Raw genomic sequence first — 23,298 nt, forward strand, 5'->3', positions numbered from 1 at the left:
CCGTGCCCGACCTTTAGGCTTTAGTTGCTCTTGACGGCGTAGTCGGGTTTTTTGTCATTCCCCGGGATGTACGGGCTCCACGGCTGCGCCCGAATCGGCTCCTGGGTCTGCCACACCACCGAGAACTGCCCATCGGCCTGGATCTCGCCGATCATCACCGGCTTGTGCAGGTGGTGGTTGGTTTTGTCCATGGTCAGGGTGAAGCCCGACGGCGCGGCAAAGGTCTGCCCGGCCAGCGCTTCACGCACTTTGTCGACGTCGGTGGACTTGGCTTTCTGCGCCGCTTGCGCCCACATGTGGATGCCCACGTAAGTGGCTTCCATCGGGTCATTGGTCACGGCTTTATCCGCGCCTGGCAGGTTGTGGGCCTTGGCGTAAGCCTTCCAGTCGGCGACGAACTTTTTGTTCACCGGGTTCTCCACTGACTGGAAGTAGTTCCAGGCGGCGAGGTTGCCCACCAGCGGCTTGGTGTCGATGCCGCGCAGCTCTTCTTCACCCACGGAGAAGGCCACCACCGGTACGTCGGTCGCCTTCAGGCCCTGGTTGGCCAGTTCTTTGTAGAACGGCACGTTGGAGTCGCCGTTCACGGTGGAGATCACGGCAGTTTTGCCGCCTGCAGAGAACTTTTTGATGTTGGCCACGATGGTCTGGTAATCGGCGTGGCCGAACGGGGTGTAGACCTCTTCGATGTCTTTATCGGCGACGCCTTTGGAATGCAGGAACGAGCGCAAAATCTTGTTGGTGGTGCGCGGGTACACGTAGTCGGTGCCGAGCAGGAAGAAGCGCTTGGCGCCGCCGCCTTCTTCGCTCATCAGGTACTCCACCGCTGGGATCGCCTGCTGGTTGGGTGCTGCACCGGTATAGAACACGTTGGGCGACATCTCTTCGCCTTCGTATTGCACCGGGTAGAACAGCAAGCCGTTGAGTTCTTCAAACACCGGCAATACCGATTTACGCGACACCGAGGTCCAGCAGCCGAACACCACGGCGACCTTGTCCTGGGTCAGCAACTGGCGGCCTTTCTCGGCGAACAGCGGCCAGTTCGAGGCCGGGTCGACGACCACCGGCTCAAGCATTTTGCCGTTGACGCCGCCCTTGGCGTTGATCTCGTCGATGGTCATCAACGCCATGTCTTTAAGCGAAGTTTCGGAGATCGCCATGGTCCCCGACAACGAGTGCAGGATGCCGACCTTGATGGTCTCGGCGGCCTGCACGGTCCAGGTCAAACCCATGGCGGCAATGGATGCCGACAAAGTAAAAGCCTTGATCAAGCTACGACGCTGCATGGTGCGATCTCCGTAAACCGATATTTTTTGTGGGGCAGATACACCGGACTTTGCAAAGGCTGTGCCTGCGGCGCTTAACGTGAGCATTGATGGGGGTTAGCGGGTGAAGGCGCGGGCGTGGCGCACCAACTTGGCGCTGTAATGGCGGGCCCGTGCACGGCAAGCCCTCAAAAAGGGCGTGTGGGCAGACCCGAGCGCGGGCGAGCGGGTATTCACGCGGTTGTTGCTTGAATGGTGCAAAATCTGTCAGCGCTGAGGCAGTCCCGTACCGACTTGCGCGAACAACTATCTACCGTCTTTAAGTCCGTCCTCAGTTCATCTGAGGCTGACACCGCTCCTGGTTTTTCGTTTTCTGCGCAGGAGGAGTTGCTCTATAGCGTCACGCCAGAGGGGCAAGTGACGGACAACGGCATTCAGGGCACGATCATGAACGCCCAACTCAGCCCCAAAGCGTTTATCCAGCAAGTGGCGGCTGCAGGTGAGTTGACGGTGCTGGAAGCCAGTAATGTGTGGGACAAGGTCGGCGCCGTGACGCCTGCTTGGCGGCCCTTCTCAAAGATTCCCGTGCCCGTTCTCAGCCCGGCCTTTATCACCGCCGCCGACGCCGCCCGTTGGGCCCATGAGGCTATCGGCGCGAGGCGCGACGTCGAATATGGCGGTGTCATTCTCAAACGTGGTAACCGCTACTACGCGACCGAGCCCCTACCGGACCAGCACGAAAGCTTTGACCATGGGTTGTTGTTGGCCAAGGACAGTGAGGGCAACTTCATCGCGCCTGATGATTACAGCGCCGAGGCGTTCTATCACTCCCATCCCGCCAACGCGACAAAAATCCGCGAACAGTTTCGAAGTTTCACGCCTGACCAGGTGCAGCTGTTCAACAACTTCTATTCGGTGGCGGACCAACTCTTCAGCTTCAAGCAGCGAGCGTTCGCCAAGACCCACTATTTTTCCGGGCCGGACAATGTGTTGCTCAAATACGTCAGCAGTGGTTCGGCGCTGGAAAAAACCTGGGAACAACAACTGCGCACCGGAACGGTTGAGGCCAGCAGCGATTTTGAGAACATGATTTGGAAACTGGCCGAGGCCGGCGAATTGTCGGTACTGATTGGCCATGGGGTTTGGGGCGGTGTTCGCGGCCAGGTTAAAAAAGGCTGGCGAATCAACACGCCAGTGACCCTTGGCAGTGCCGTACTGCAACAACCCTTTTTCACCTCAGTGTTCCCCACCTCGGAAACGGCCGTGCTGAGTGCGCTTTTGACTTCCGGCCCACTCGACGCGGGCGCCATGGGGTTCGTCCTCAAGCACACTCGCGAGGACGTCTATGTCGCGACGTTGGCAGTGCCCAAGACTCAGCCGCTGTTTTCGCCCAACAAAGTGTTTCTTGAACGCCCCGGCGGCAAGCTTCGATTGCCGTCCAATTTCCGCCTGGCGGCCATTTATTTCCGAAGCTGGTACGAGAACGACGAAGTCGCGGCCAGGGAAAAATGGCTGGCCAGTACCTTCTTTACGCCTGCGCAGGTTGTCGCAGCGGCCCGCCAGGCGCGGGCTACCTTGGACGTCCAGGACTCGGCTCGCGGGTTGTCGCTGTACATGCACGCCTCCGATGGCGCCCTGCTGACATTCAAGGTGCCCGAGGTCACGGCCATGTTGGAGCTGGTCGGGCAAAAAAATGACGGTGAGCTTGACGATAATGGCGCACAAGCAGCTCTGGCCGCCGGTACGCTCAGCCCGCGAACGTATGTGCGCAGGGTCATTGCGGCGACCGATCTGTCGGTGGTGCAGGCCGGAGGCCTGTGGCGCAGGGTGGGCGGGGTGGATAACCGCTCCGACCTGCTGACCTCGTTTTACACGGCGACCTTGAGTCGTTCGTTTCTTTCGGCGCGCGATGCGGCGGTGTATGCCCATGAGCGCATTGGCACTCGGCGGGACCGCTACTACGGCGGTTACGTACTCAAGGGCGAAGACGGCCGTTTTGTGATCACTGAGCCCATGGAAAGCGCGGCGAATCCATTTGCCTTCACGCTGTTTTTTCCACGCGACAACCAAGGCCCGCTTATCCCGCCAGAACCTTACGTATTGCAGGGGCGCTATGGCTCCCACACCGCCCTGTCGATGATTGACCCGGGCTGGGTCGCGCGGCGCCGTTGGACGCGGGATGAGGCACAGACCAACCTGCAGGTATTCTCTGACGATGAAATGTACTCGATCATCCCGGCCGGGCGGGTGGCGTACTTGTCGGGGGCGCGGGACTGCTTGCTGGAGTACACCCCGAACAATTCGCCTGAGGAACGGATACTGCTGGCCAATATTGGCCCGCACGCCGGTGATAACAGCCTCGGCAAGCGCCTCGACAGCGGGCAGATCCGCCCTCTCGATTGGGTCCGGCGCCTGGCTCAAGCCGGGGATTTCAAGATTATTCTGGGCAACCCGTTGTGGGGCCCACGCTCGGTGGTCTACAGCGACTGGACGCCCAACTTCGATTACGCCCCGAGGTCCGGCGCTCCCACCTACGCTACCTACGGCGCCGTATTCGCCAGTGCCGATGAGGCTGCCCGCAACCTGCATGGGCGGGTCCATGCGCGTAACTTCGCAGAGCCGGCCTGCTTTGCCTTCATCCTCAAGCGCCGGGATCAGGAACAGTACATTGCGAGTGAGGTGGTGGGCGTCAGCCAGCAGAACAAACTGTTCAATCTCAACAGCCTGTTTGAGCCCAAGGCTGAGGGCGGCTACCGCTTGCCCGATGGGTTTGTATTGCACGGGCTGTTTCGCTCGCAGCAATGGTCCCCTGCTGGGCTAAACACGTCGTACGCTTGGCTGACGCTGTTTTTTATCACGCCGCAGGTGTTGTACGTCGCGCTCTATGAAGCGAATCGAAGTGGCGTGACCAACCTGCCGATTTACTGCTCAACCCTGGATGGCGCGCTGTTGCGGTATGTGCCCTCACCGGTTGACGTTAAGGCGGGCGGCCCGGCGGAAACCTTATTGACTCAGGCGCAGGAAGAGTTGAACTCTGGTAAAAAGACGCCCTCGGCTTTCGTCAGGGAGTGGGCGCTGAGGGGCAGGCTTCATGTGATACGTACCAGCCAGTGCTGGGATAAAAAAGGCGTAGTCGCCACTACCTGGACCGGTTACGAAACCTTGGCGCCTCGCCGATTAAGCCCGGCTTTTTCCAGCCCCGATGATGCGGCCCGTCACGCGGCAGCCTTGGTGGGCAACGGGCATCGTCGGCGTTATGGCGGAGTGATCCTCAGGCTGGGCAATCGGTTGTTCGCTTCGACGAACCCTTTGGCGATTCCGCCTCAGGGCTTGGCATTGCACTGGATCTACCCTGAACACGCGGCTGAGGTGGGGCTTTATCCGGGGGGCAGTACTATTGTTGCCCGTTACCGGTCCGAGGTGGACCAAGAAGTACCGCTGCTGCTGTCCTCCACTCAGAAATCCATCTACAAGAGCATGATCCCGAGCGCAGTGCTGTCGAACCTGTTGCACCGTGAAGCCCACATCAAGCGTGAATATGTGTTCGGCGCAAATGGCTCGATCCTCAGTTACGAGCTGTCGGGCACCGAGGAGGAGAGGCAGCTCAAGAGTCGGCTTGGCCCTCTGAACCTGGCCAAGGGTGATTACGGCGACAACGGCGTCGAACAGCAACTGCGCAGCGGTGCACTCTCGCCGCAGGCGTTTATCACTGAGGTGGCGAAGGCGGGTAAATTGTATGTGGTTGAGGGCGATCAGACATGGGGGCAGCCCAGGCAGATAACAGCGAATTTTGTGCCGAATCAATTTCGCCCCAACGCCGGGGATATTCGCCAGGTGTTCTTCGACTCGCCCTGCGGGCCGATTTTTACCCGCGCGTTGGATGCTGTTCGTTACGCCCAGCGCGCGTGGAAGCCGCACACCGACGTGGCCTTCGGTTACGTGCTCAAGTCAGTCAACAAGCCGCTGTACATGACGACCTTGGCGCTTGTCAGAGATAACCTGGCCGACTTCGAGCAAGTGTTTGTCGACGGCCAGTTGCCCCAAGGCTATGTGCTCGATGGCCTGTATCTGTGCGCTTCCACGGTTGCCATCGCCTCGGCCGAGGATGAAATGGCGCGCAGCTTCCTGCCGCCCCAGTACCTCGCCAAAGCACTCAACTTCATGACCTCTGCGCGCAATGTCAATGTCCTGCCACTGTATGTGGCGTGCAGCGATGGTGCGCTGCTCACGTATGTGTTTCCCAAGACCGCGTCGCTGTCCGACTGGACCCGCACCGCGCACCTGGACCGCACGCACTTGCTCGAAGGCACCCTCACGGTGCGTGACTATGTGCGCCGCCTGGCAGGTGCGGGTGAGTTGTCCATTCGGGTGACCAGTGACGTCTGGGGCAGAAAGGAGCGAGTCACTGCCGAGTGGGTGCCAAAAAAAGCGCCCCATGCGTTTGCCGACGACCCGCGTTTGCATTCGTTTTGCGGGCCGCTGTTTCTTTACCCCGATGATGCGGCCCGCTATGCCGAAGGCTTGGTGGCGCCGTTCAGTACTCAGCAGTATTTGGGCGCGGTCCTGGTGCCTGGGCTCACGCAGGGCTACGTCGCCCTCGATCCGGTGGAGGATCAGGGCACGGGAGACACAAGTACCTTGCAACTGTTGTTCTGGATCGACCATGCCGGGTTCGACGTGCCTGACACCCATGAGCTCAAGACCTACAAAATCTCCGCTGTGCAGGCGTTCTACAAAACCATTGCTTCGACGTCCAGCCTGGAACCGATCGACACAAGCCTGTTGGCCAACTTCGTCTCCAAGGACGACCTGCGCGACTATGTGTCGGTGATCAAGAGCAACTTTCCCGACGCCAAGAGTTGTTACCTGTCCTGCCGGGGCGGTGCCCTGCTCAAGTACGTGCCGGCATTTACAGAGGCAGAAACCCGGGTTCTTGCACCAGGGGCCGCGCCAGATCCCAGGGTGCTGGTCAATCAGTTGCGCGGCCAGGGCAGTTTGTCGGTGCTGGTCACCGACGCCTTCTGGACACGTCTGGGGGTGCTGGGTGAAGAGTGGAATATCAGCGAGGTGCAGGCAGAACTGGAGGCCGAGGAGTTCTGGTACTCACGAACCAGGGACGAACTCTGACCTCAGCGCTTGCGCATCAAACCGATAAAAAACAACCCGCCAATCGCCGCCGTCGCCACGCCAATGGGCAGGTCTTCGGGGGCGATGAGGGTGCGTGCTGCGACGTCGACCCACACCAGGAACACGCTGCCCAGCAGCACGCACACCGGCAGCAATCGCCGGTGCTCGGCGCCCACCAGGCGTCGGGCGATGTGCGGCACCATCAGCCCGACGAAGCCGATGGAGCCGCTGATGGACACCAGCACGCCGGTCATCAGGGACGCGACCAGAAACACCTTGAGCCGTACGTTGCGCGCGTTCAGGCCCAGGGTCACGGCGGTCTGTTCGCCGGCCATCAACGCATTCAACGGCCGCGCCATGCCCAGCAGCAATACCAAGCCCAGCAGCACGGTAGCGGCGGGGATCGCCAGCAGCTCCCAGCGCGCGAGGCCCAAGCCGCCGAGCATCCAGAACATGACTGCCGACGCGGCGCGGTGGTCGCCCATAAACAGCAGCAGGTTGGCCACCGCCATCATCACGAACGACACGGCCACACCGCACAGCAGCAGGCGATCACTCTCCAGGCGGCCGTTACGACTGGCCACGGCCAACACCACCAGCATGCTCAGCAGGGCACCGACAAAGGCGGCGATGGGCAGGGTCAGCAGGCCGATGACTTCCCCCACATGCAGCACCACGATCACCGCGCCGAGGGTGGCGCCGGAGGTCACGCCGAGTAGGTGCGGGTCGGCCAGCGGGTTGCGTGTCACCGCCTGCAGCACCGCGCCGATCAAGGCCAGCCCGGCGCCCACCAGCGCGCCCAGCAGCATGCGCGGCACGCGGATCAGCCACACGATGTGTTCCTGCCCCGTGCTCCAGTTCACCGCACCGATGCCGAACGCCTTGTTGAGTAAAATCCGCCACACCACGTCCACCGGCACCCGCGCCGAGCCGAACCCCAGCGAGATCACGCAGGACACCAGCAACAACGCGCCAAGGGCACTCAATAGCAGGGCGTAGCGACGCGTGATCATTCGCCGTGGAACCCCTTGGCCAGGGTTTCAACCGCCAGCACATTGTCGATACCCGGCGTGGCCTGCACGTAGGGGATCACGATAAAACGCTGGTTCTTGATCGCGTCCACTGATTGCAGGGCCGGGTTGTTGAGCAGGAATTTCTCTTTTTGATCAGCAGTGATTTCGCTGTAGTCGACGATCACGATCACCTGCGGGTTGCGTTCCACCACGGTTTCCCAGTTGACGCGGGTCCAGCTGGCGTCGATGTCATCGAGAATATTGCGCCCGCCGGCTGCATCGATCAGCGCCTGCGGCATGCCCAGGCGGCCTGAGGTCATGGCGCGGTCTTCACCGCTGTCGTAGAGAAATACGCGTGGCTTGTCGGCGGGCAGGTCTTTTTGCACCTCGGCCACTTGCGCCTGCATCTGTGCGATCAGTGCGTTGGCGCGGTCTTGCACATCGAAGATCTTGCCCAGGTTGCGCACGTCGTTATAGGTGTCTTCCAGCGTGGCAGCCGGGCGCTTCATCACGAACGCGCACGACTCGGTCAGCTCATACACGGTGATGCCCAAGGGTTGCAGGGTTTGCGGCGTGAGGTCGCCGCCCACGCGCATGCCGTAGTCCCAGCCGGCGAAGAAGAAATCTACGTTGGCATTGAGCAGGGTTTCCACCGACGGGTACTTGCTCGCCAGCTCCGGCAGGCCTTCGAGGTGCTCGGCCATTTCGGGCGTTACCGACTTCCAGCCAGTGACGCCGCTGTAGCCAGCCATGTTTGGCTTGAGGCCCAGGGCGAGCATCATCTGGGTCATGTTGATGTCGTGGCTGACCGCGTGTTTGGGCGCCTGCTGAAAGGTCACATCGCGGTTGCAGCTTTTGAGGGTCACCGGGTAATGGGTCGCGTCGGCGAACGCTTGGGCAGTGCCGAACAGCAAGGCGAGAGACAGCAGGGCGCGCAGGGTCATGGTTGGGTTATCCAGGTGATTCGGGGGTAGCCGGACAAAGGATGGGTGTCGATCAGGGCGTCGACGGCAAATACCTCGCGCAGCAATTCGACGGTAAGCACTTCGTGGGGAGGGCCGCTGGCGACAATGCGCCCGTGGTTGATCACGTACAGGCGATCACAGAAGGCGGCGGCCAGGTTCAGGTCGTGGATGCTGGCCAACGTGCCGATGTTCAAACGTTTTACCAGCCGCAACAACTCCAGCTGATAGCGTGGGTCGAGGTGGTTGGTCGGCTCGTCGAGGATCAGCAGTTGGGGTTGCTGGGCCAGGGCGCGGGCCAGGATCACTCGCTGTTTTTCACCGCCCGAAAGGGTGGCGAAGGCATGGTCTTCGAAGTCCTGCATGCCGACCGACGCCAACACGCTGCGAACAAGCTGTTGGTCGTGCAGCGTGTCGCTGTCGAACAAACCCTTGTGGGGCGTGCGGCCCATGGCGACCACTTCATCCACGCGCAAACCGAAGGCGTCGGGGAATTCCTGTAGCACCACGGCGATGCGTTGCGCGCACCACTTTGCACTGTGCTTCCACACATTCTGATGCTCAAGCAACACGTCGCCGTGTTCCGGTTTGCTGAAGCGATAGGCGCAGCGCAGCAGGCTGGTCTTGCCACTGCCATTGGGGCCGATCAGCCCGACAAACTCCCCCGCACCGACCTGCAGGCTGGCGTCACGCAGCTGGAACTGGTGCAGGCAGTGGTCGTGGCCCGGTGGTGTCCAGGCAAGGTCGGTGAGGGTGAGCGAGGTCATCAATGTTCTCTTGTTCAACACAATTCAAAGGTGGGAGCTGGCTTGCCTGCGATAGCGGTGGATCAGGCACTTCGTGGCGAGCGGGCTTGTTGTGGCAAGCCAGCTGCCACACTGGAGCCTGTGTTGTTCGGTTAAAAGGTGTAGTCCGCCGTGACGAAAAACGAGCGCGGTTCACCCAGGATCCACTGTTGGCCATCGTTGTATTGGCTGACGGCGTAGGTGCGGTCAAACAGGTTGTTCAGTTGCAGGCCCAGGGTGGTATTGCGCAGCGCATTCCATGACACGGTGGCGTCAACCACGGTGTAGCTTGGCAGTTCGTTCTGGTTGGCCATGTCGGCGTAACGCGCATCGACATAGCGCACGCCGGCACCGGCGCGGATGCTGTCGGTCACGGCCTTGCTCAGCCACAGGTTGGCGGTGCGGCGCGGTACGTCCACCGGGCGGTTGCCGTCGCGCGATACTTGCACGCCGCCGACATCCTGTTTGAAGTCGTCGTACTGCGCACGCACGATGGCGGCGTTGGCTTGCAATTGCCAGGCGTTGGGCAGTTGTAGGTCGAGGCTGGCTTCCAGGCCGTTGGAGGATTGCTGGCCGACTTGCTGCTTGAGGTTCGGGTTGCCCGGGACGTCGGTGAGCAGTTTCTTTTTAACGATGTGGTAGGCCGCCAACGTCCATTCGCCGCGCTGGTCCCAGAACGCCTGCTTGATGCCAATTTCGCCCTGCTTGGCCGTGGACAGGTCGAACTGCTGCTGGCCCGGGCTCAAGGAGATCAGGCCGCCGACGCCATCGGTGCTGGTGGCGTACTGGCCGTAGACCGAGGTGTCTGCGGTGATCGCATAGACCAAACCGGCCTTCCAGTTGTTGCCGGTGAGGGTCTTGTTGGACTGGTTGCCATCGCGCAAATCATCGCGGTCGATGTGCGCATAGTCGCGTCGAATACCGGTGATCAGCGACAGTTGGTCGGTGAGCTGCAAGCGGTTTTCGGCAAAGCCGGCGACCGTTTTAGTGGTGGTGGCGAACAGCGGTTTGAACGGGTCTTTGCTTTGAAACGCAGCGGGCGCCGGATGGTACAGGTCGATCGGCTGGCCGTTTTTAAGCACGTCGTCAAAGGGCGAGTTGCTGGCGAGGCGGAAGCGAATACGGTTGTATTCCACACCGGCCACGGTCTGGCTGTCGAGGCCAAACAGCGTGTGCTTGAAGGTGAAGGTCTGGCGGTCGCCCACCTGTTCCTGGTTGTGCTTGATGCCGAAGTTACCGCTGCGGGTCAGCTGACCGTTGGTGAAGTTGTAGTTCTCGGCGTTCTGCCAGCGGCGCTGGTTTTTCAGGTAGTACAGCTCGTTAGTGGCGCTGACATTGTCGTTGAGTTGCCACTCGCTGGTCAGGCGCGTCCACTGATCGTTGTAGTGCAGGGTGTCGTTGCTGACGTTGTAGTTCTTGTCGCGCAGGCTCTTGTGCAATTGGCCGTTGAGCAGCGGTGTGCCGAAATAATTCTGTGGGCGCTGGTCGCCGTAGTCGCTGGCCAGGGTGAAGCTCAAGTTGTCGGCTGGTTGCCAGCGCAGAGCGGCGCTGACGAAGTCGCTGCCGGAGTCGCCACGGTCGATGAAACCGTTGCTGCGCAGGCGGTTGAGGTTCAGGCGATAGCTCAGGGTGTCGGTCAGCGAGCCGCCACTGTCCAGGGCTTGCTGCTGGCGATCATAAGAGCCGTAGCCCAGGCGGACATGGTTTTCGATGTCGCCGGTGAAGGGCTTTTTCGAGCGTGTATTGACCACCGCACCGGTGGCGCCTTCGCCGTACAGCACCGAAGCCGGGCCGCGCAGCACGTCCACGCGCTCCACCGCCCAGGTGTCCACCGGGAAGGTCGATGTGCCCATGCCGGTGTACATGCGGTTGCCGTCGTACAGTTGCATGACCGAACTCTGCCCGGTAAAACCGCGTGCCTGCAACGAGGTGCCACCGTCGCCCGGCGTGCCGGTGCGGCTAATGCCGGAGGCACGCGAGATGGCGTCCTGCACGCTGGCGTCGCCGCGTTCGCGGATTTTCTCGCCGGTCTGGCTCTCGACACTGCCGGGCGTCTGCAAGGCCGTGAGGTTCAAGCGCGAGCCGGCGGTGGTCGGGGTGTTCAGGTCGACGCGCTCGTCATCCACGGCGGGCGCAGTCACGGGGCTGGCGGGCAGAGTCAGGGCCTGGGCGCTGTTGTGCAGGGCGAGCAGGCACAGGCCGCACGCGAGGTACTTGTTCATCGGACGATCAATCACTTCTTGAAGGGTGTGCTCGCCGCAGGGCGCGGCGAGCAACGATAACGCAGAAAGTGTTATAAGTTAACACTTATTGGCTGCGCGACGAAAGTCGCGCAAGGCTACAGAAGGGCTCTGCCGTGGGCATCTCGCCTGCTTCATGCAGAACCTGAGGCAGATTCACGTGGGTTGAAAAAACGCGCCAACACCAGACGATCCAATACCCACACCACGATCAACGACGCGCCCACCAACGGGAAGATAATCGCCAGCCCGAGCATGATCACCATCGCGGTTTTCCACTTCGGCAGGTCATGGCGCAACGGCGGAACACCCAAACCTCCCACGGGCCGACGCTTCCACCAGATCACCACGCCACTGACGGCGCTGAGCAGAATCATCAAGCAAATCACCAGCACGATCAGTTGATTGACCCAGCCGAACATCTTGCCTTCATGCAGCATCACACCGGTCTCAGTAGCACGGGCGACGGTGTTGTAGTGTTCCCAGCGCACATCGGCGAGGACTTTGCCGGTGTATTGGTCCACGTGCAGGGTGGCGTCGTTGCGCGGGTCGTTGGCGAATACCGCGATGGTGAACACGCCTTCGGCGGTGGTGGGGAAGGTGATGCTGTAGCCGGGCTCGACCTTACGTGCGTTGGCCAGGTCGACCACGTGTTGCAGGCGCACGGTGGGGGCGGCCGGGCCAGAGTGCATGGCGCCGTGGTTCATGTGTTCGGCGTGGTCGCCGGACATGGGCATCGGCGTGTTTTCCATGGCCCAGGGCACGGTTTGCTGGCTGGCGGTATTGAGCACGCGGGCCTGCTGATCGGACTGCGGCATGTTGTTCCACATCGCCGCCGGGAAGGTGTTCCACAGCTCGGCGTATTGCTTGCCCCAGAAGCCGGTCCAGGTCATGCCGCTGAGCAGCATCACCAGTAAAAAGACCGCGCCCCAGAAGCCGGCGACCGCGTGCATATCGCGCCAGAACACCCGGCCACGTGTGTTAAATCGCGGCCACAAGACCCCGGCCGACGACTTGCCGCGCGGCCACCACAGGTACACGCCGGACACCACGAGCATCACGCCCCAACCGGCGGCGAGTTCCACCAGGCGATCGCCGACGGTGCCGATCATCAGCTCACCGTGCAACGCGCGGGCGATGGCTTGCAGGTTGTATTTGGCATCCTGTTCGCCAAGCACGGTGCCGCGATACGGGTCGACGAACACGGTCACTTCGCGCCCATCGTGACGCATCACGAATTGCGCGCTGCTGGTGGCGTCGGCAGGCGGCAAATATTTGCTGATCTTGCCTTGGGGAAAGGCCGCCTGGGCGCGTTGCAATTGTTCGTCGGCGCTCAATGCGTGTTCGGCGCTTTGCACCTTGAGCAGGTCGCCATACATCAGCGGGTCGAGCTGGGGTTTGAACAGGTAGATGATGCCGGTGAGGGCCAGCAGCACCATGAAAGGGGCGACGAATAGCCCGGCGTAGAAGTGCCAACGCCAGGCCAGGTTGTAGAAGGAAATCTTTTGAGTGGTCATCAGGTGCTCCGCAAAGGCTTTAAAAATTTTTGTCAGTTATGCAGCCATCGCGGGCAAGTCGCACCGCCGCTCCCACAGGGGAATGTATTTCAACTGTGGGAGCGGCGGTGCGACGATTCGACTTGCCCGCGATGCTGTTAGAAGCTCATGTCCACCTTGGTCCAGAGCGTGCGCCCCGGTTCCTTGATGGCTTGCGGGTCGTTGGCCGGGTAGCCGAAGCCTGCGTTACCGGCCAGGTTCAGGTGCTCGGCGTAGGCCTTGCCGAAGAGGTTGTCGACGCCGGTGCTGACCTTGAAGTTTTTGTTGATGCGGTACGCCGCGTTCAGCGAGAACACGCCAAAGCCGCCGCTCTTGTCGAAGTCTTTACCGACCACGTTGCCCTTGTTTTGGTCGATGCGGTTTTGCGCCGCGACTACGCGCCACAAGGCACCGGCGCTCCAGTCGTCTTCGCTGTAGGTCAGGCCGAAACGGGCGTCCAGCGGTGGCATTTGCGGCAGCGCTTTGCCGTCGCTGCTGTTCTTGCCCCAGGCGTAGGCGAGGCTGGCGTCGGCCTTCCAGTTGCGCGTCAGCTTGTAGGCTGCACCCAGTTCGCCGCCCATGATCCGTGCATCGACGTTACGCGCCTGGGAGGTGGTGCCCATCATGCCGGGCTTGTAATCGAACAGGATAAAGTCGCGTACCTGGCCGATATAAGCCGAGGCCCAGGCTTCCACATCCGCGGTTTTGTATTGCGCGCCGAAGTCGAGTTGGGTGGTCTTTTCCGGCTTCACGCCATCGAAGGCATTCACCGAACCGGCCGCGCCGGTTTTGGGCGAAAACAGCTCCCAGTAATCCGGGAAGCGTTCGGCGTGGCCCAGCCCGGCGTAGACGGTGGTCGGGCTGTCGGCCAAGTCATGCTCATAACGCATAAAGCCTGACGGCAGGGTATCGGCGCGGGTGTTGTCGGCGGTCGGGTTGGGGCGCGACATCATTCCTGAGCCCGTGCGCTGGCGGAAATCCTTGGCCGAGGCCCGGTCCAGGCGCGCACCGGTGATCAGACGATCGCGGTCGGCGGCGTACCAGGTCAGTTCGCCGAACACCCCGTAGTTGTGGAAGTTGGCGTCTTTGTTGCGCGGCAGATTCTTGTAGGTGTCGATGCCCATGCTGCTGCGTTGGCGGTGCTCGTTGGTCTGCGCATCCAGGCCGCTGATCAACTGCACATCGGCCCAGCGCCAAGTGGCCTTGATCCGCGCGCCGAGGGTGCGGCGGTCGACGTTGGAGGCCATGGGCCCGGCCATCATCCCGGTGCCCGACGGCGTGCGCAGGCTGTAGTTGTCCATCACATGGTCGGCGTAGTTGTAGTAGACCTGGGCCTCGACCTTATCCAGCACCTCGCCGATATTGGACTTCTCGAAACGCAGGCCCAGGCTTTCGCGCAAGAACTGCGAACCGTCCATGCCGCGCCCGGCGTAGCGGGCTTCACCATCGCCACGGCCGGCGGTGAGTTCCAGCAGGGTGTCAGCGTCGGGGGTGAAGCCGACCGCGACGTCGCCGTTCCATTTGTCGTAGCGCGAGGCAACCGTATCGTTGTTGCCATCCTTGTAGTCATCGGCATGCGCTTGGTTGCCGATCACCCGCACATAGCCCAGCGGCCCGCCGGCGGCGGCATCGATGACTTTGTCGAAGCGCCCGTTGGAACCGGCCAGCACGCTGGCGTTGACCCGTGTGCCCAGTTCGCCGAACTGCTCCGGCTCACGCTCGAACAGGATGGTACCGGCCGAGGCGCCCGGGCCCCAGAGCACGGTTTGCGGGCCTTTGATCACGGTCAGCTTGTCGTAGGTCTCCGGCGAGATATACGAGGTGGGCGCATCCATCCGGCCGGGGCAGGCGCCGAGCATCATGCCGCCGTTGGTGAGGATATTCAGGCGCGAGCCGAACATGCCGCGCAGCACCGGGTCGCCATTGGTGCCGCCGTTGCGCACCAGGGCGAAGCCGGGGATGGTCTTGAGGTAGTCGCCGCCATCGCTGGCGGGCACAGGTTGGCGCGGGTCTTTCGGGTTGGTGATCACGGTCAGCGGCGAGCTGGGGGCAATCGCAGTGATCACCGTGGGGCTCAGATCATGATCTTCCGCGTGAACCTGTGGCACCAACAGTGCGCCACACAGAACAGCGAAAACAGGGGTACGTCCCAAACGGGTGTCAGCAGAAAACCTGGACATGAAAAATTCCATCAATCATTCGTAAACAACACGGCCAGCAGCCTGCGGCTGTCTGTCTAAAGTCGGCCGGGGTGAAGTAACGCGGTGAAGTGCTTACGCGGTGATGGGTGGCGCGCGGCTGCGGGCGCCGGGGAAGATGCTCTGCCGGGCATGGCCCAGGCGTGGGGCGGGGGTGAGGGCGTTGGCCGGCGGCGGGGTGCCAAGGGTGACGTAGGACACGCTGCCGGGCAGGGCCGGGCAGCTGAAGAGCAGGCTGCAATAGCCGCACTTTTCCCAGAGCACGTGGTGTTCGTCAGGCGTTTTACTGTGTTGCGGTGGGGCGCCATGGCAGTTGGGCATGTCCATGGACATTTCCATCGACATACCGGCGTGATGATCCATCGGCATCGCTTGGGAAATCAGCGGACCGATAAAGATCATCAGCATGGCGAACAGGCTGATCCAACTGCCGCGCATCAAGCCCATGGGCTTGCGGCGCTGCGCGGATAACCTGGCGCGAGGGGCGCCCATCGAGGTTGGCCTATTGAGCGTGCATATGCTCGTGGCCCGCCATCGGTGGCGTTTTCTGAACCGAGACTTCCACTTCAACCTTGCCGGCTTTTTCGAACGTCAGGGTCAGTGGGAATTGCTTGCCATCGGCCAACAGGCTACGGTCTTTGAGACCCAGCAGCATCACGTGATAGGCCATCGGCGCGAAGGTCAAATCACCCTTGGCCGGCACGGCAACGCTGGGCACTTGTTGCATCTTCATCAAGTCGCCTTGCATCACATGCTCATGCAGTTCGGCTTTGTCCGCCACAGGCGTCTCGACGCTAAGTAAGCGGTCCGGCGTTTCCCCGGTGTTATGAATCACAAAATACGCCGCGACGGTCGGCGCATTGGGCGGCAATTCCTGAGACCAGGGACCGCTGACCAGCAAGTCGCCGGCCTTGTAGTCATCGGCATTGGCAGCAACGCACACCGGCAGCAACAACGCAGCCAGAAGCAGGGAAGATTTGAGCATGGCAGTTCTCCAGAACGGTTCTAAACGCAGTTCACTTGCGAAGAAATCAGGCCGTTGGAGAGGCGCGCGGGTTGAGGCTCGGCCATTGCTGGCGCGGTGTAGGCGCTTGCAGTGAAGGTGGCGGCAGGCTCTGCACCGCCGCAAACCGTGTGACGTACAACTGCGGCACATGCCCCGGCAACGCCACCAGCGGCGGCGAGCCCGAGCAACACCAGCAATGCTGCATGGTGGAGTGGTCGTCCTGCTGCGGCGCCGGAATGTCCAGCTTGCCCAGGGCAATGGTCTTCAGGCTGGCGCCATTAGACGAACAGAAACTGCCCCACAGCAATTGCTGCACGGGGTCACTGGACTGCTGCATCGCACTGGCCATCGGCATGGCAAAGGCGTTGAACAGCACTGCAAAGCAGGCGATCCACACAATTGCAAAGCGTTGACGGGCCATGGCGGACAATCCGTAGGGTTAAACGATCAGGTGGGTATTTAGCCTGATCGGTGGGGATAAGTAAAAAGCGCAGGTGTGGTTTGGTGTCGCAGTGGTTGCCTTCATGATAGTCGGGAACCACGGATTGCCAATTTTTCAGACGGGTCGCGACATCCGGCGTGACGTTGAACCCTGTGGGAGCTGGCTTGCCTGCGATGGCATCACCTTGGCCTAACTGGAAGACCGAGCCGTCTGCATCGCAGGCAAGCCCGCTCCCACATTGGAAAGGTGGTGTTTAGAGAGTGTTGACTGCCTGTAGCACCGCAGCCACGTCGGTGAACTCTCGATCTACCGCAGCCAGATGGCATCACCTTGGCCTAACTGGAAGACCGAGCCGTCTGCATCGCAGGCAAGCCCGCTCCCACATTGGAAAGGTGGTGTTTAGAGAGTGTTGACTGCCTGTAGCACCGCAGCCACGTCGGTGAACTCTCGATCTACCGCAGCCAACACTGGACGCTTCAATACAAGCACCGGCATTCCCAGCTCGCGAGCCACTTCCAGCTTCGGTTCAGTGGCCGTGCTGCCGCTGTTCTTGCTGATCAGCACATCAATCCCACGCCGCTCAAACAACGCGCGCTCATCCTCGATCAGAAACGGCCCACGCGCACCGATGACTTCACAGCGCGCATTCCCCGGATACACATCCAGCGCGCGCAGCGTCCAGAACTGCTCCGGCGGAATTTCCTCGAGATGCTGCAACGGCTCGCGCCCAAGAGTGAACAACGGCCGCTTGAAGGGTTTCAACGCTTCAATCAGCTCGGCCCAATCACTGACCTCACGCCAGTCATCGCCCGCCTGCGGTTGCCACGCCGGGCGGCGCAACGCCCAGCAAGGGATGCCGGACAGCGTTGCAGCCTCGGCAGCATTCCGGCTGATCTGAGCTGCATAGGGATGGGTGGCGTCGAGAATCAGGCTGATGTGTTCCTCACGGACAAACTGCACGAGGCCCTCAACGCCACCATAACCGCCGACACGCACGTGGCATGTGAGGTCCGTCGGTACGCGGCCCACGCCCGCCAGGCTATAGATGTGCTCCGGGCCCAGAGTTCGGGCAATGGCCAGGGCTTCAGTCACGCCGCCCAACAGCAGGATGCGTTTCATAGTGGTTTGACCACTTCCAGCAAGGTGATCGGCAGCGCCTGGCGCCAGGTGTCGAACTCACCCAGCGGCTGGGCCTGCGCCACATGAATGCGGGTCAGCTCGCCGCCGTGCTCCGCGCGCCAGGCCATCAGGGTCATTTCGCTTTGCAGGGTCACGGCATTCGCCACCAAGCGGCCGCCGGGCCGCAGGTGTTGCCAGCAGGTGTCGAGCACGCCGTCGCGGGTGACGCCGCCGCCGATGAAGATCGCATCCGGTGCTTCCAGTCCGTGTAATACGTCCGGGGCCTTGCCGCGAATCAGGTGCAGGCCGGGCACGCCGAGGGCGTCGCGGTTATGTTCGATCAGGCCTTGGCGGCCGGCATCGGCTTCAATCGCCAGTGCACGACAGCTCGGGTGGGCACGCATCCATTCGATGCCGATAGAGCCGCTGCCCGCGCCCACATCCCAGAGTAACTCGCCGGGCATCGGCGCGAGGCGGGCGAGGGTCATGGCGCGCACATCGCGCTTGGTTAGTTGGCCGTCGTGTTTGAACGCCGAATCCGGTAGACCGGCGAGGCGCGACAGGCGCGGCGTATTGGCGTCGGCGAGGCAGTCGATGGCGACCACGTTCAAATCGGCGACCTGGGTGTGCTCCCATGACTGGGCCAGTCCGTCGATACGCTGCTCATCCACGCCGCCTAAGTGTTCAAATACGGTCAACCGGCTGGACCCAAACCCGGACTCAACCAAAAGCGAGGCAATCGCCGCAGGGCTGCGCCCGTCATTGCTCAACACCAGCAACCGCACGCCACTGGCCAAATGTGCATTCAGCGCCGCCAGCGGCCGCGCGACCACTGACAATGTCACCACTTCCTGCAACGGCCAGCCCAACCGCGCCGCTGCCAACGACACCGACGACGGCGCCGGCAAAATCAGCAACTCTTCAGCCGCCACCTGCCGCGCCAAACTGGCGCCCACGCCATAGAACATTGGGTCGCCGCTGGCCAGCACGCACACAGGCTCGCCGCGCCGCGCCAACACCGGCGCCAGGGAAAACGGGCTAGGCCACAACTGACGCTCGCCACGAATACACACCGGCAACAGGTCCAACTGACGCTGGCCGCCTATAATCCGGGAGGCGTGCAACAAGGCGTGCCGGGCGTTTCTGCCCAGCCCCTTGAAGCCGTCTTCACCGATGCCTACTACCGTCAGCCAGGGCGACATATCAATTCCTTGAACGACATCCGACGGGCAGGCTTTTCATGCCACCGGACAAAGCAGGCATAATACCGCGCCTTTACCCGTCAACCGGTAGCCCCGTGAACCCAACGCCTGCTCTGAACACCTTGCGCCCCTCGGCTTGTCCGGGGTTGCTGCGTATTGTCCAGGCGTTGGATGGTGGCATTTGTCGAATCAAATTGGCCGGTGGGTCGATCACTGCCGCCCAGGCGATTGCCGTGGCGGATGCAGCCCAAGCCTATGCGGGCGGGGTGATCGAGGCCACCAACCGCGCCAATCTGCAGATTCGCGGGATTGGCGCCGAGCAGGGCGCCTTGATTGCCGCGCTGCTGGCCGCAGGCCTTGGCCCGAACAACGCCGCTGGCGACGATGTGCGCAACCTGATGCTCAGCCCCAGCGCCGGCATCGACCCGCAGATGCTGTTCGACACCCGCCCGCTGGCCGACCAGATCCTCGCCACCTTGCAAAACCATCCACGGTTTCATGAGTTGTCGGCCAAGTTCGCCGTGCAGCTGGATGGCTTTGAGGCCCTGGCGATGCTCGAGCATCACCACGACCTGTGGCTGTCGGCGTTTGAGCGTGATGGTGAAACATTGTTGGCCTTTGGCTTAGCCGGTTGCCCGGGGTTGGATGCGCCATTGGCGGCTGTGCCCCTAGAGCAAGGTCATGCTTTGGTCGTTGCCGTGCTCGAGCTGTTTCTCGACTTGGCGACCCCGACGCAAACTCGCATGCGTCATCTGGCTGTGGATAACTTACTGGCCCGTCTAAACCTGCCGCTGCTGCCGGTGGATGGCTTCAAACGCCCGGCCAGTGAGGCTTTATTGCATTTAGGGACTTATCCACAGGGTCAAAAAAATCAGTTCTACGTCGCCGCCGTTGCGCCATTGGGTCGTTTGGATTCAACCATGCTTAAAGGCGTCGCGCAGCTGGCCAGTGAGTGTGGCGACGGCACGTTGCGCTTTACGCCTTGGCAGGGCGTGCTGCTGCCCAATGTTCAAAATCATGACGCCGTTACTGCGCGATTGGAGCGGTTGGGCTTTCTCTGCTCAGTCGACCAACCCCTGGCGCGCATGATCGCCTGCACGGGCTCAAGTGGCTGCGGCAAAGGCCTGGCCGACACCAAGGTCGACGCCCTGCAATTGGCCGCGCTGCAACCCGGCGTTGAGGTGCACCTGTCCGGCTGCCCACGCTCCTGCGCCGCCGCACACACCGCGCCGGTCACCTTGCTGGCGGTGAGCCCCGGCCACTACGACGTCTATTTTCGCGACGCAGCCCAACCCGGTTTCGGCCGGCTGCACGCGCGCACTCTTTCCATTGAAGCGGCGGGCGCCCTGTTACGCGCACGCTCACGGAGCAACACCGATGATTGATTACATCCGCGACGGTCAGGAGATCTATCGCAACTCCTTCGCCATTATTCGCGCGGAAGCCAAGTTGGACCGCATCCCGGCCGACCTGGAAAAACTCGCGGTGCGGGTGATTCATGCCTGCGGCATGGTCGAGGCCATCGACGGCCTGCAGTTCTCCGAAGGTGCAGGCAAGGCCGGGCGCGATGCGCTGGCCGCTGGCGCACCGATTTTGTGTGATGCGCGAATGGTCTCCGAAGGCGTGACCCGCACGCGCCTGCCGGCCAACAACGAAGTGATCTGCACCCTGCGCGATGACAGCGTGCCGGAGCTGGCGCGGGAGCTGGGCAACACCCGCTCCGCTGCCGCGCTGGAACTGTGGCGCCCGCACCTGGAAGGCAGCGTGGTGGTCATCGGCAACGCGCCGACCGCGTTGTTCTACCTGCTGGAAATGCTCGATGCCGGCGCGCCGAAACCGGCGTTAATTCTCGGCTTCCCGGTCGGCTTCGTCGGCGCCGCCGAATCCAAGGCGATGCTGGCGGCAGACAGCCGTGGCGTGCCGTTCGTGATCATGCAGGGCCGCCTGGGCGGCAGTGCGATGGCCGCCGCAGCGGTTAACGCCTTGGCCACGGAGGTCGAATAATGCCGGCACGCGGACGTTTGATCGGCTTGGGCGTGGGCCCCGGCGACCCGGAACTGATCACGCTCAAGGCCCTGCGCCTGCTGCGCGAGTCGCCGGTGGTGGCGTACTTCGTGGCCAAGGGCAAGAAGGGCAACGCTTTCGGCATCATCGAAGACCACTTGGTCGCGCAGCAGACCTTGATGCCGCTGGTGTACCCGGTGACCACCGAAGTGCTGCCGGCGCCGCTGTCTTACGAGCAAGTCATTAGCGACTTCTACGACACGGCCAGCCTCGACGTCGCGGCGCACCTGGACGCTGGCCGCGATGTGGCGGTGATCTGCGAAGGCGACCCGTTCTTCTACGGCTCCTACATGTACCTGCACGACCGCCTCGCCGAGCGCTATGAAGCCCAAGTCATCCCCGGTGTGTGCTCAATGCTCGGCGGCGCCTCGGTACTCGGTGCGCCGTTGGTGTATCGCAATCAGAGCCTGTCGGTGCTGTCGGGTGTGCTGCCCCATGACGACCTCAAGCGTCGCCTGGCGGATGCCGATGCGGCGGTGATCATGAAACTGGGCCGCAACTTCCCCAAGGTGCGCCAGGTGCTGGAAGAACTCGGTTTGGCCGAGCGTGCGCTGTATGTGGAGCGCGCGACCATGGCCAACCAGAAAATCGTGCCGCTGGGTCAGGTCGACCCGGCGTCTTCGCCGTATTTCTCGCTGATCATCGTGCCGGGTGAAAGGTGGCAAGGTTGATGCGCCCGGCGATCGTCATTCTGGGTCAGGGCAGCCTGGCCACGGCGCGCAAGATTGCGCAGGTTTACCCCGGCGCGCTGATTCATGGTTTGGCCGGGCGGGTTGAAGGTGCCGACCAGACCTACAGTGAGTTCGGCGCGACCCTGCGCCAGCTGTATCAACAAGGCACACCGCTGATTGCCCTGTGCGCCGCCGGCATCGTGATCCGCACCCTGGCGCCGCTGCTGCTGGAAAAGGGTGAGGAACCCGCCGTGCTGGCTGTGGCCGAAGACGGCAGCGCCGTGGTGCCCTTGCTCGGCGGCCTCGGCGGTGTGAACCTGATGGCGCGCGACATTGCCGCCGCGTTGGGCGTGTCTGCCGCGATCACCACCAGTGGCGAGTTGCGTTTCGGCACCTGCCTGCTGAACCCGCCGGCCGGTTATCAGCTGGCGGACCTGGAGTTGGGCAAGCGTTTCGTCTCGGACCTGCTCGCCGGCGAAAGCGTGCGCATCGAAGGCGCGGCGCCTTGGCTGGACCAGGCCAATTTGCCGCAGGATCAGCACGCGCGCCTGGCGATTCATGTGGGCAGCACCGAACGTGTGCCTTCGGCTAACGAGTTGCTGATTTATCCAAAGAACGTATGCGTCACCTGCAAGCCCGGCGTGCAGTTGGCTGAGCGAGTGCGTGCGGCATTACATGACGCAGGCATTGCGCTGCAAGCCCTGGCCTGCCTGTTGGCCAGCGAGCTGCAGATGGCCGACGCTTCACTGCATGAGGCTGCATTGGAACTGGGTGTGCCGCTGCGTTTTGCTGGCGTGACTCAAGAGGCCGACATCGTCATCAGCGTTGCCGAGCAACCGCTGGACCTGGCGCATGTCGGGCGCCCGCGTGGTCGTTTGGCGGTGATCGGCTTGGGCCCGGGCGCCGCCGAGTTGATGGTGCCGGCGGTCAAGGCTGAACTGGCGCGCTGCACCGATGTGCTGGGTTATGAAACCTATGTGCGCATGGCCGGGCCGTTGCGCGACGATCAAGTGCAGCACTGCACGGACAACCGCGAGGAAATGCAGCGCGCGCGTCACGCGTTTGAGCTGGCCGCGCAGGGCCGTTCCGTGGTCGTGGTGTCGTCCGGCGACCCCGGCGTGTTCGCCATGGCCGCTGCGGTGATCGAAGCCTTGCACGAGTCTAGCGATCCGGCCTGGCATCAGGTCGACCTGGAGATCCTGCCGGGTGTCTCGGCCTCGCTGGCCACCGCCGCCCAGGCGGGTGCACCGCTGGGCCATGACTTCTGCGTGATGTCGCTGTCGGACAACCTCAAGCCCTGGTCGATCATCGAAAAGCGCCTGGACCTCGCGTCCCAGGCCGACCTGGCCCTGGCGTTCTACAACCCGATCTCGCGTTCGCGGCCTTGGCAGCTGGGCCGCGCGCTGGAGATCGTCGCGTTGCACCGCACGCCGCAGACCCCGGTGGTGCTGGGGCGCGACATCGGTCGCCCAGGCCAGACCCTGCGTGTCACCACGCTTGGGCAATTGACGCCGGAACAGGTCGATATGCGCACCATGGTGCTGATCGGCTCGTCCACCACGTGCGTGTTCCCACGTGCTGGTGGCGGTGACTGGGTGTATACGCCGCGCTGGTATGGCGAGAAGCCCGCCGGCTGAAAACGGCCTGGCGCACGCAAGAAGGCTCCGAG

The 23,298-nt window shown here is 62.4% G+C and carries 17 protein-coding genes; 5 read left to right on the top strand and 12 right to left on the bottom strand.

Going from position 1 to position 23,298, the window contains the following annotated elements; genetic code table 11:
- Positions 1-20: 20 nt before the first annotated feature.
- Positions 21-1,286 (bottom strand): urea ABC transporter substrate-binding protein, encoded by a 1,266-nt coding sequence (gene urtA / locus GJU48_RS02740; RefSeq protein WP_094949773.1) that lies wholly within the window; start codon positions 1,284-1,286, stop codon positions 21-23.
- A 426-nt stretch (positions 1,287-1,712) separates the two neighbouring features.
- Here urtA and GJU48_RS02745 point away from each other — a divergent pair, with 426 nt between their 5' ends.
- The gene (locus GJU48_RS02745; RefSeq protein WP_256671195.1) at positions 1,713-6,392 is read left to right on the top strand and encodes a DUF4329 domain-containing protein; all 4,680 of its coding nucleotides are present in this window, start codon (positions 1,713-1,715) and stop codon (positions 6,390-6,392) included.
- 2 nt (positions 6,393-6,394) lie between these two features.
- Here GJU48_RS02745 and GJU48_RS02750 read toward each other — a convergent pair whose 3' ends face one another.
- From GJU48_RS02750 to cbiE, 11 genes are all read right to left on the bottom strand, one after another.
- Positions 6,395-7,405 carry a FecCD family ABC transporter permease gene (locus tag GJU48_RS02750; RefSeq protein WP_094949775.1) on the bottom strand — a complete coding sequence of 337 codons (1,011 nt, stop codon included), beginning with the start codon at positions 7,403-7,405 and terminating at the stop codon, positions 6,395-6,397.
- On the bottom strand, positions 7,402-8,349 hold the full coding sequence (locus GJU48_RS02755; RefSeq protein WP_094949776.1) for an ABC transporter substrate-binding protein: 948 nt from the start codon (positions 8,347-8,349) through the stop codon (positions 7,402-7,404). The genes GJU48_RS02750 and GJU48_RS02755 overlap by 4 nt, the downstream gene beginning before the upstream one ends.
- Entirely contained in the window at positions 8,346-9,134 is a 789-nt protein-coding gene (locus tag GJU48_RS02760; RefSeq protein WP_094949777.1) for an ABC transporter ATP-binding protein, read from the bottom strand. The genes GJU48_RS02755 and GJU48_RS02760 overlap by 4 nt, the downstream gene beginning before the upstream one ends.
- Before the next feature lie 131 nt (positions 9,135-9,265).
- Entirely contained in the window at positions 9,266-11,374 is a 2,109-nt protein-coding gene (locus GJU48_RS02765) for a TonB-dependent receptor (RefSeq protein WP_094949778.1), read from the bottom strand.
- A 152-nt stretch (positions 11,375-11,526) separates the two neighbouring features.
- On the bottom strand, positions 11,527-12,909 hold the full coding sequence (locus GJU48_RS02770; protein WP_094949779.1) for a PepSY-associated TM helix domain-containing protein: 1,383 nt from the start codon (positions 12,907-12,909) through the stop codon (positions 11,527-11,529).
- 137 nt (positions 12,910-13,046) lie between these two features.
- Positions 13,047-15,107: a TonB-dependent copper receptor gene (locus tag GJU48_RS02775; protein WP_094949780.1), complete on the bottom strand. Its 2,061-nt coding sequence runs from the start codon at positions 15,105-15,107 to the stop codon at positions 13,047-13,049.
- 93 nt (positions 15,108-15,200) lie between these two features.
- Complete coding sequence (locus GJU48_RS02780; protein WP_094949819.1) at positions 15,201-15,563, bottom strand: DUF2946 domain-containing protein; 363 nt, start codon at positions 15,561-15,563, stop codon at positions 15,201-15,203.
- Between the two features lie 64 nt (positions 15,564-15,627).
- Positions 15,628-16,110 carry a copper chaperone PCu(A)C gene (locus tag GJU48_RS02785; RefSeq protein WP_094949781.1) on the bottom strand — a complete coding sequence of 161 codons (483 nt, stop codon included), beginning with the start codon at positions 16,108-16,110 and terminating at the stop codon, positions 15,628-15,630.
- 46 nt (positions 16,111-16,156) lie between these two features.
- Positions 16,157-16,552 carry a DUF2946 domain-containing protein gene (locus GJU48_RS02790; protein ID WP_094949782.1) on the bottom strand — a complete coding sequence of 132 codons (396 nt, stop codon included), beginning with the start codon at positions 16,550-16,552 and terminating at the stop codon, positions 16,157-16,159.
- A gap of 420 nt (positions 16,553-16,972) precedes the next feature.
- Complete coding sequence (locus GJU48_RS02795; RefSeq protein WP_094949783.1) at positions 16,973-17,692, bottom strand: cobalt-precorrin-6A reductase; 720 nt, start codon at positions 17,690-17,692, stop codon at positions 16,973-16,975.
- Positions 17,689-18,894: a precorrin-6y C5,15-methyltransferase (decarboxylating) subunit CbiE gene (cbiE, locus tag GJU48_RS02800; RefSeq protein WP_094949784.1), complete on the bottom strand. Its 1,206-nt coding sequence runs from the start codon at positions 18,892-18,894 to the stop codon at positions 17,689-17,691. The genes GJU48_RS02795 and cbiE overlap by 4 nt, the downstream gene beginning before the upstream one ends.
- A gap of 38 nt (positions 18,895-18,932) precedes the next feature.
- Here cbiE and cobG point away from each other — a divergent pair, with 38 nt between their 5' ends.
- The 4 genes from cobG to cobJ are packed head-to-tail and all read left to right on the top strand — an operon-like array spanning position 18,933 to position 23,266.
- Positions 18,933-20,279 (top strand): precorrin-3B synthase, encoded by a 1,347-nt coding sequence (gene cobG, locus GJU48_RS02805; RefSeq protein WP_094949785.1) that lies wholly within the window; start codon positions 18,933-18,935, stop codon positions 20,277-20,279.
- Positions 20,272-20,898, top strand: coding sequence for a precorrin-8X methylmutase (locus GJU48_RS02810; protein WP_094949786.1), 627 nt, complete (start codon positions 20,272-20,274; stop codon positions 20,896-20,898). The genes cobG and GJU48_RS02810 overlap by 8 nt, the downstream gene beginning before the upstream one ends.
- Positions 20,898-21,629: a precorrin-2 C(20)-methyltransferase gene (locus tag GJU48_RS02815; RefSeq protein ID WP_094949787.1), complete on the top strand. Its 732-nt coding sequence runs from the start codon at positions 20,898-20,900 to the stop codon at positions 21,627-21,629. The genes GJU48_RS02810 and GJU48_RS02815 overlap by 1 nt, the downstream gene beginning before the upstream one ends.
- Positions 21,629-23,266, top strand: coding sequence for a precorrin-3B C(17)-methyltransferase (cobJ, locus tag GJU48_RS02820; protein WP_094949788.1), 1,638 nt, complete (start codon positions 21,629-21,631; stop codon positions 23,264-23,266). The genes GJU48_RS02815 and cobJ overlap by 1 nt, the downstream gene beginning before the upstream one ends.
- Positions 23,267-23,298 lie beyond the last annotated feature (32 nt).

The organism is Pseudomonas sp. IB20 (assembly GCF_009707325.1).
Classification (GTDB): domain Bacteria; phylum Pseudomonadota; class Gammaproteobacteria; order Pseudomonadales; family Pseudomonadaceae; genus Aquipseudomonas.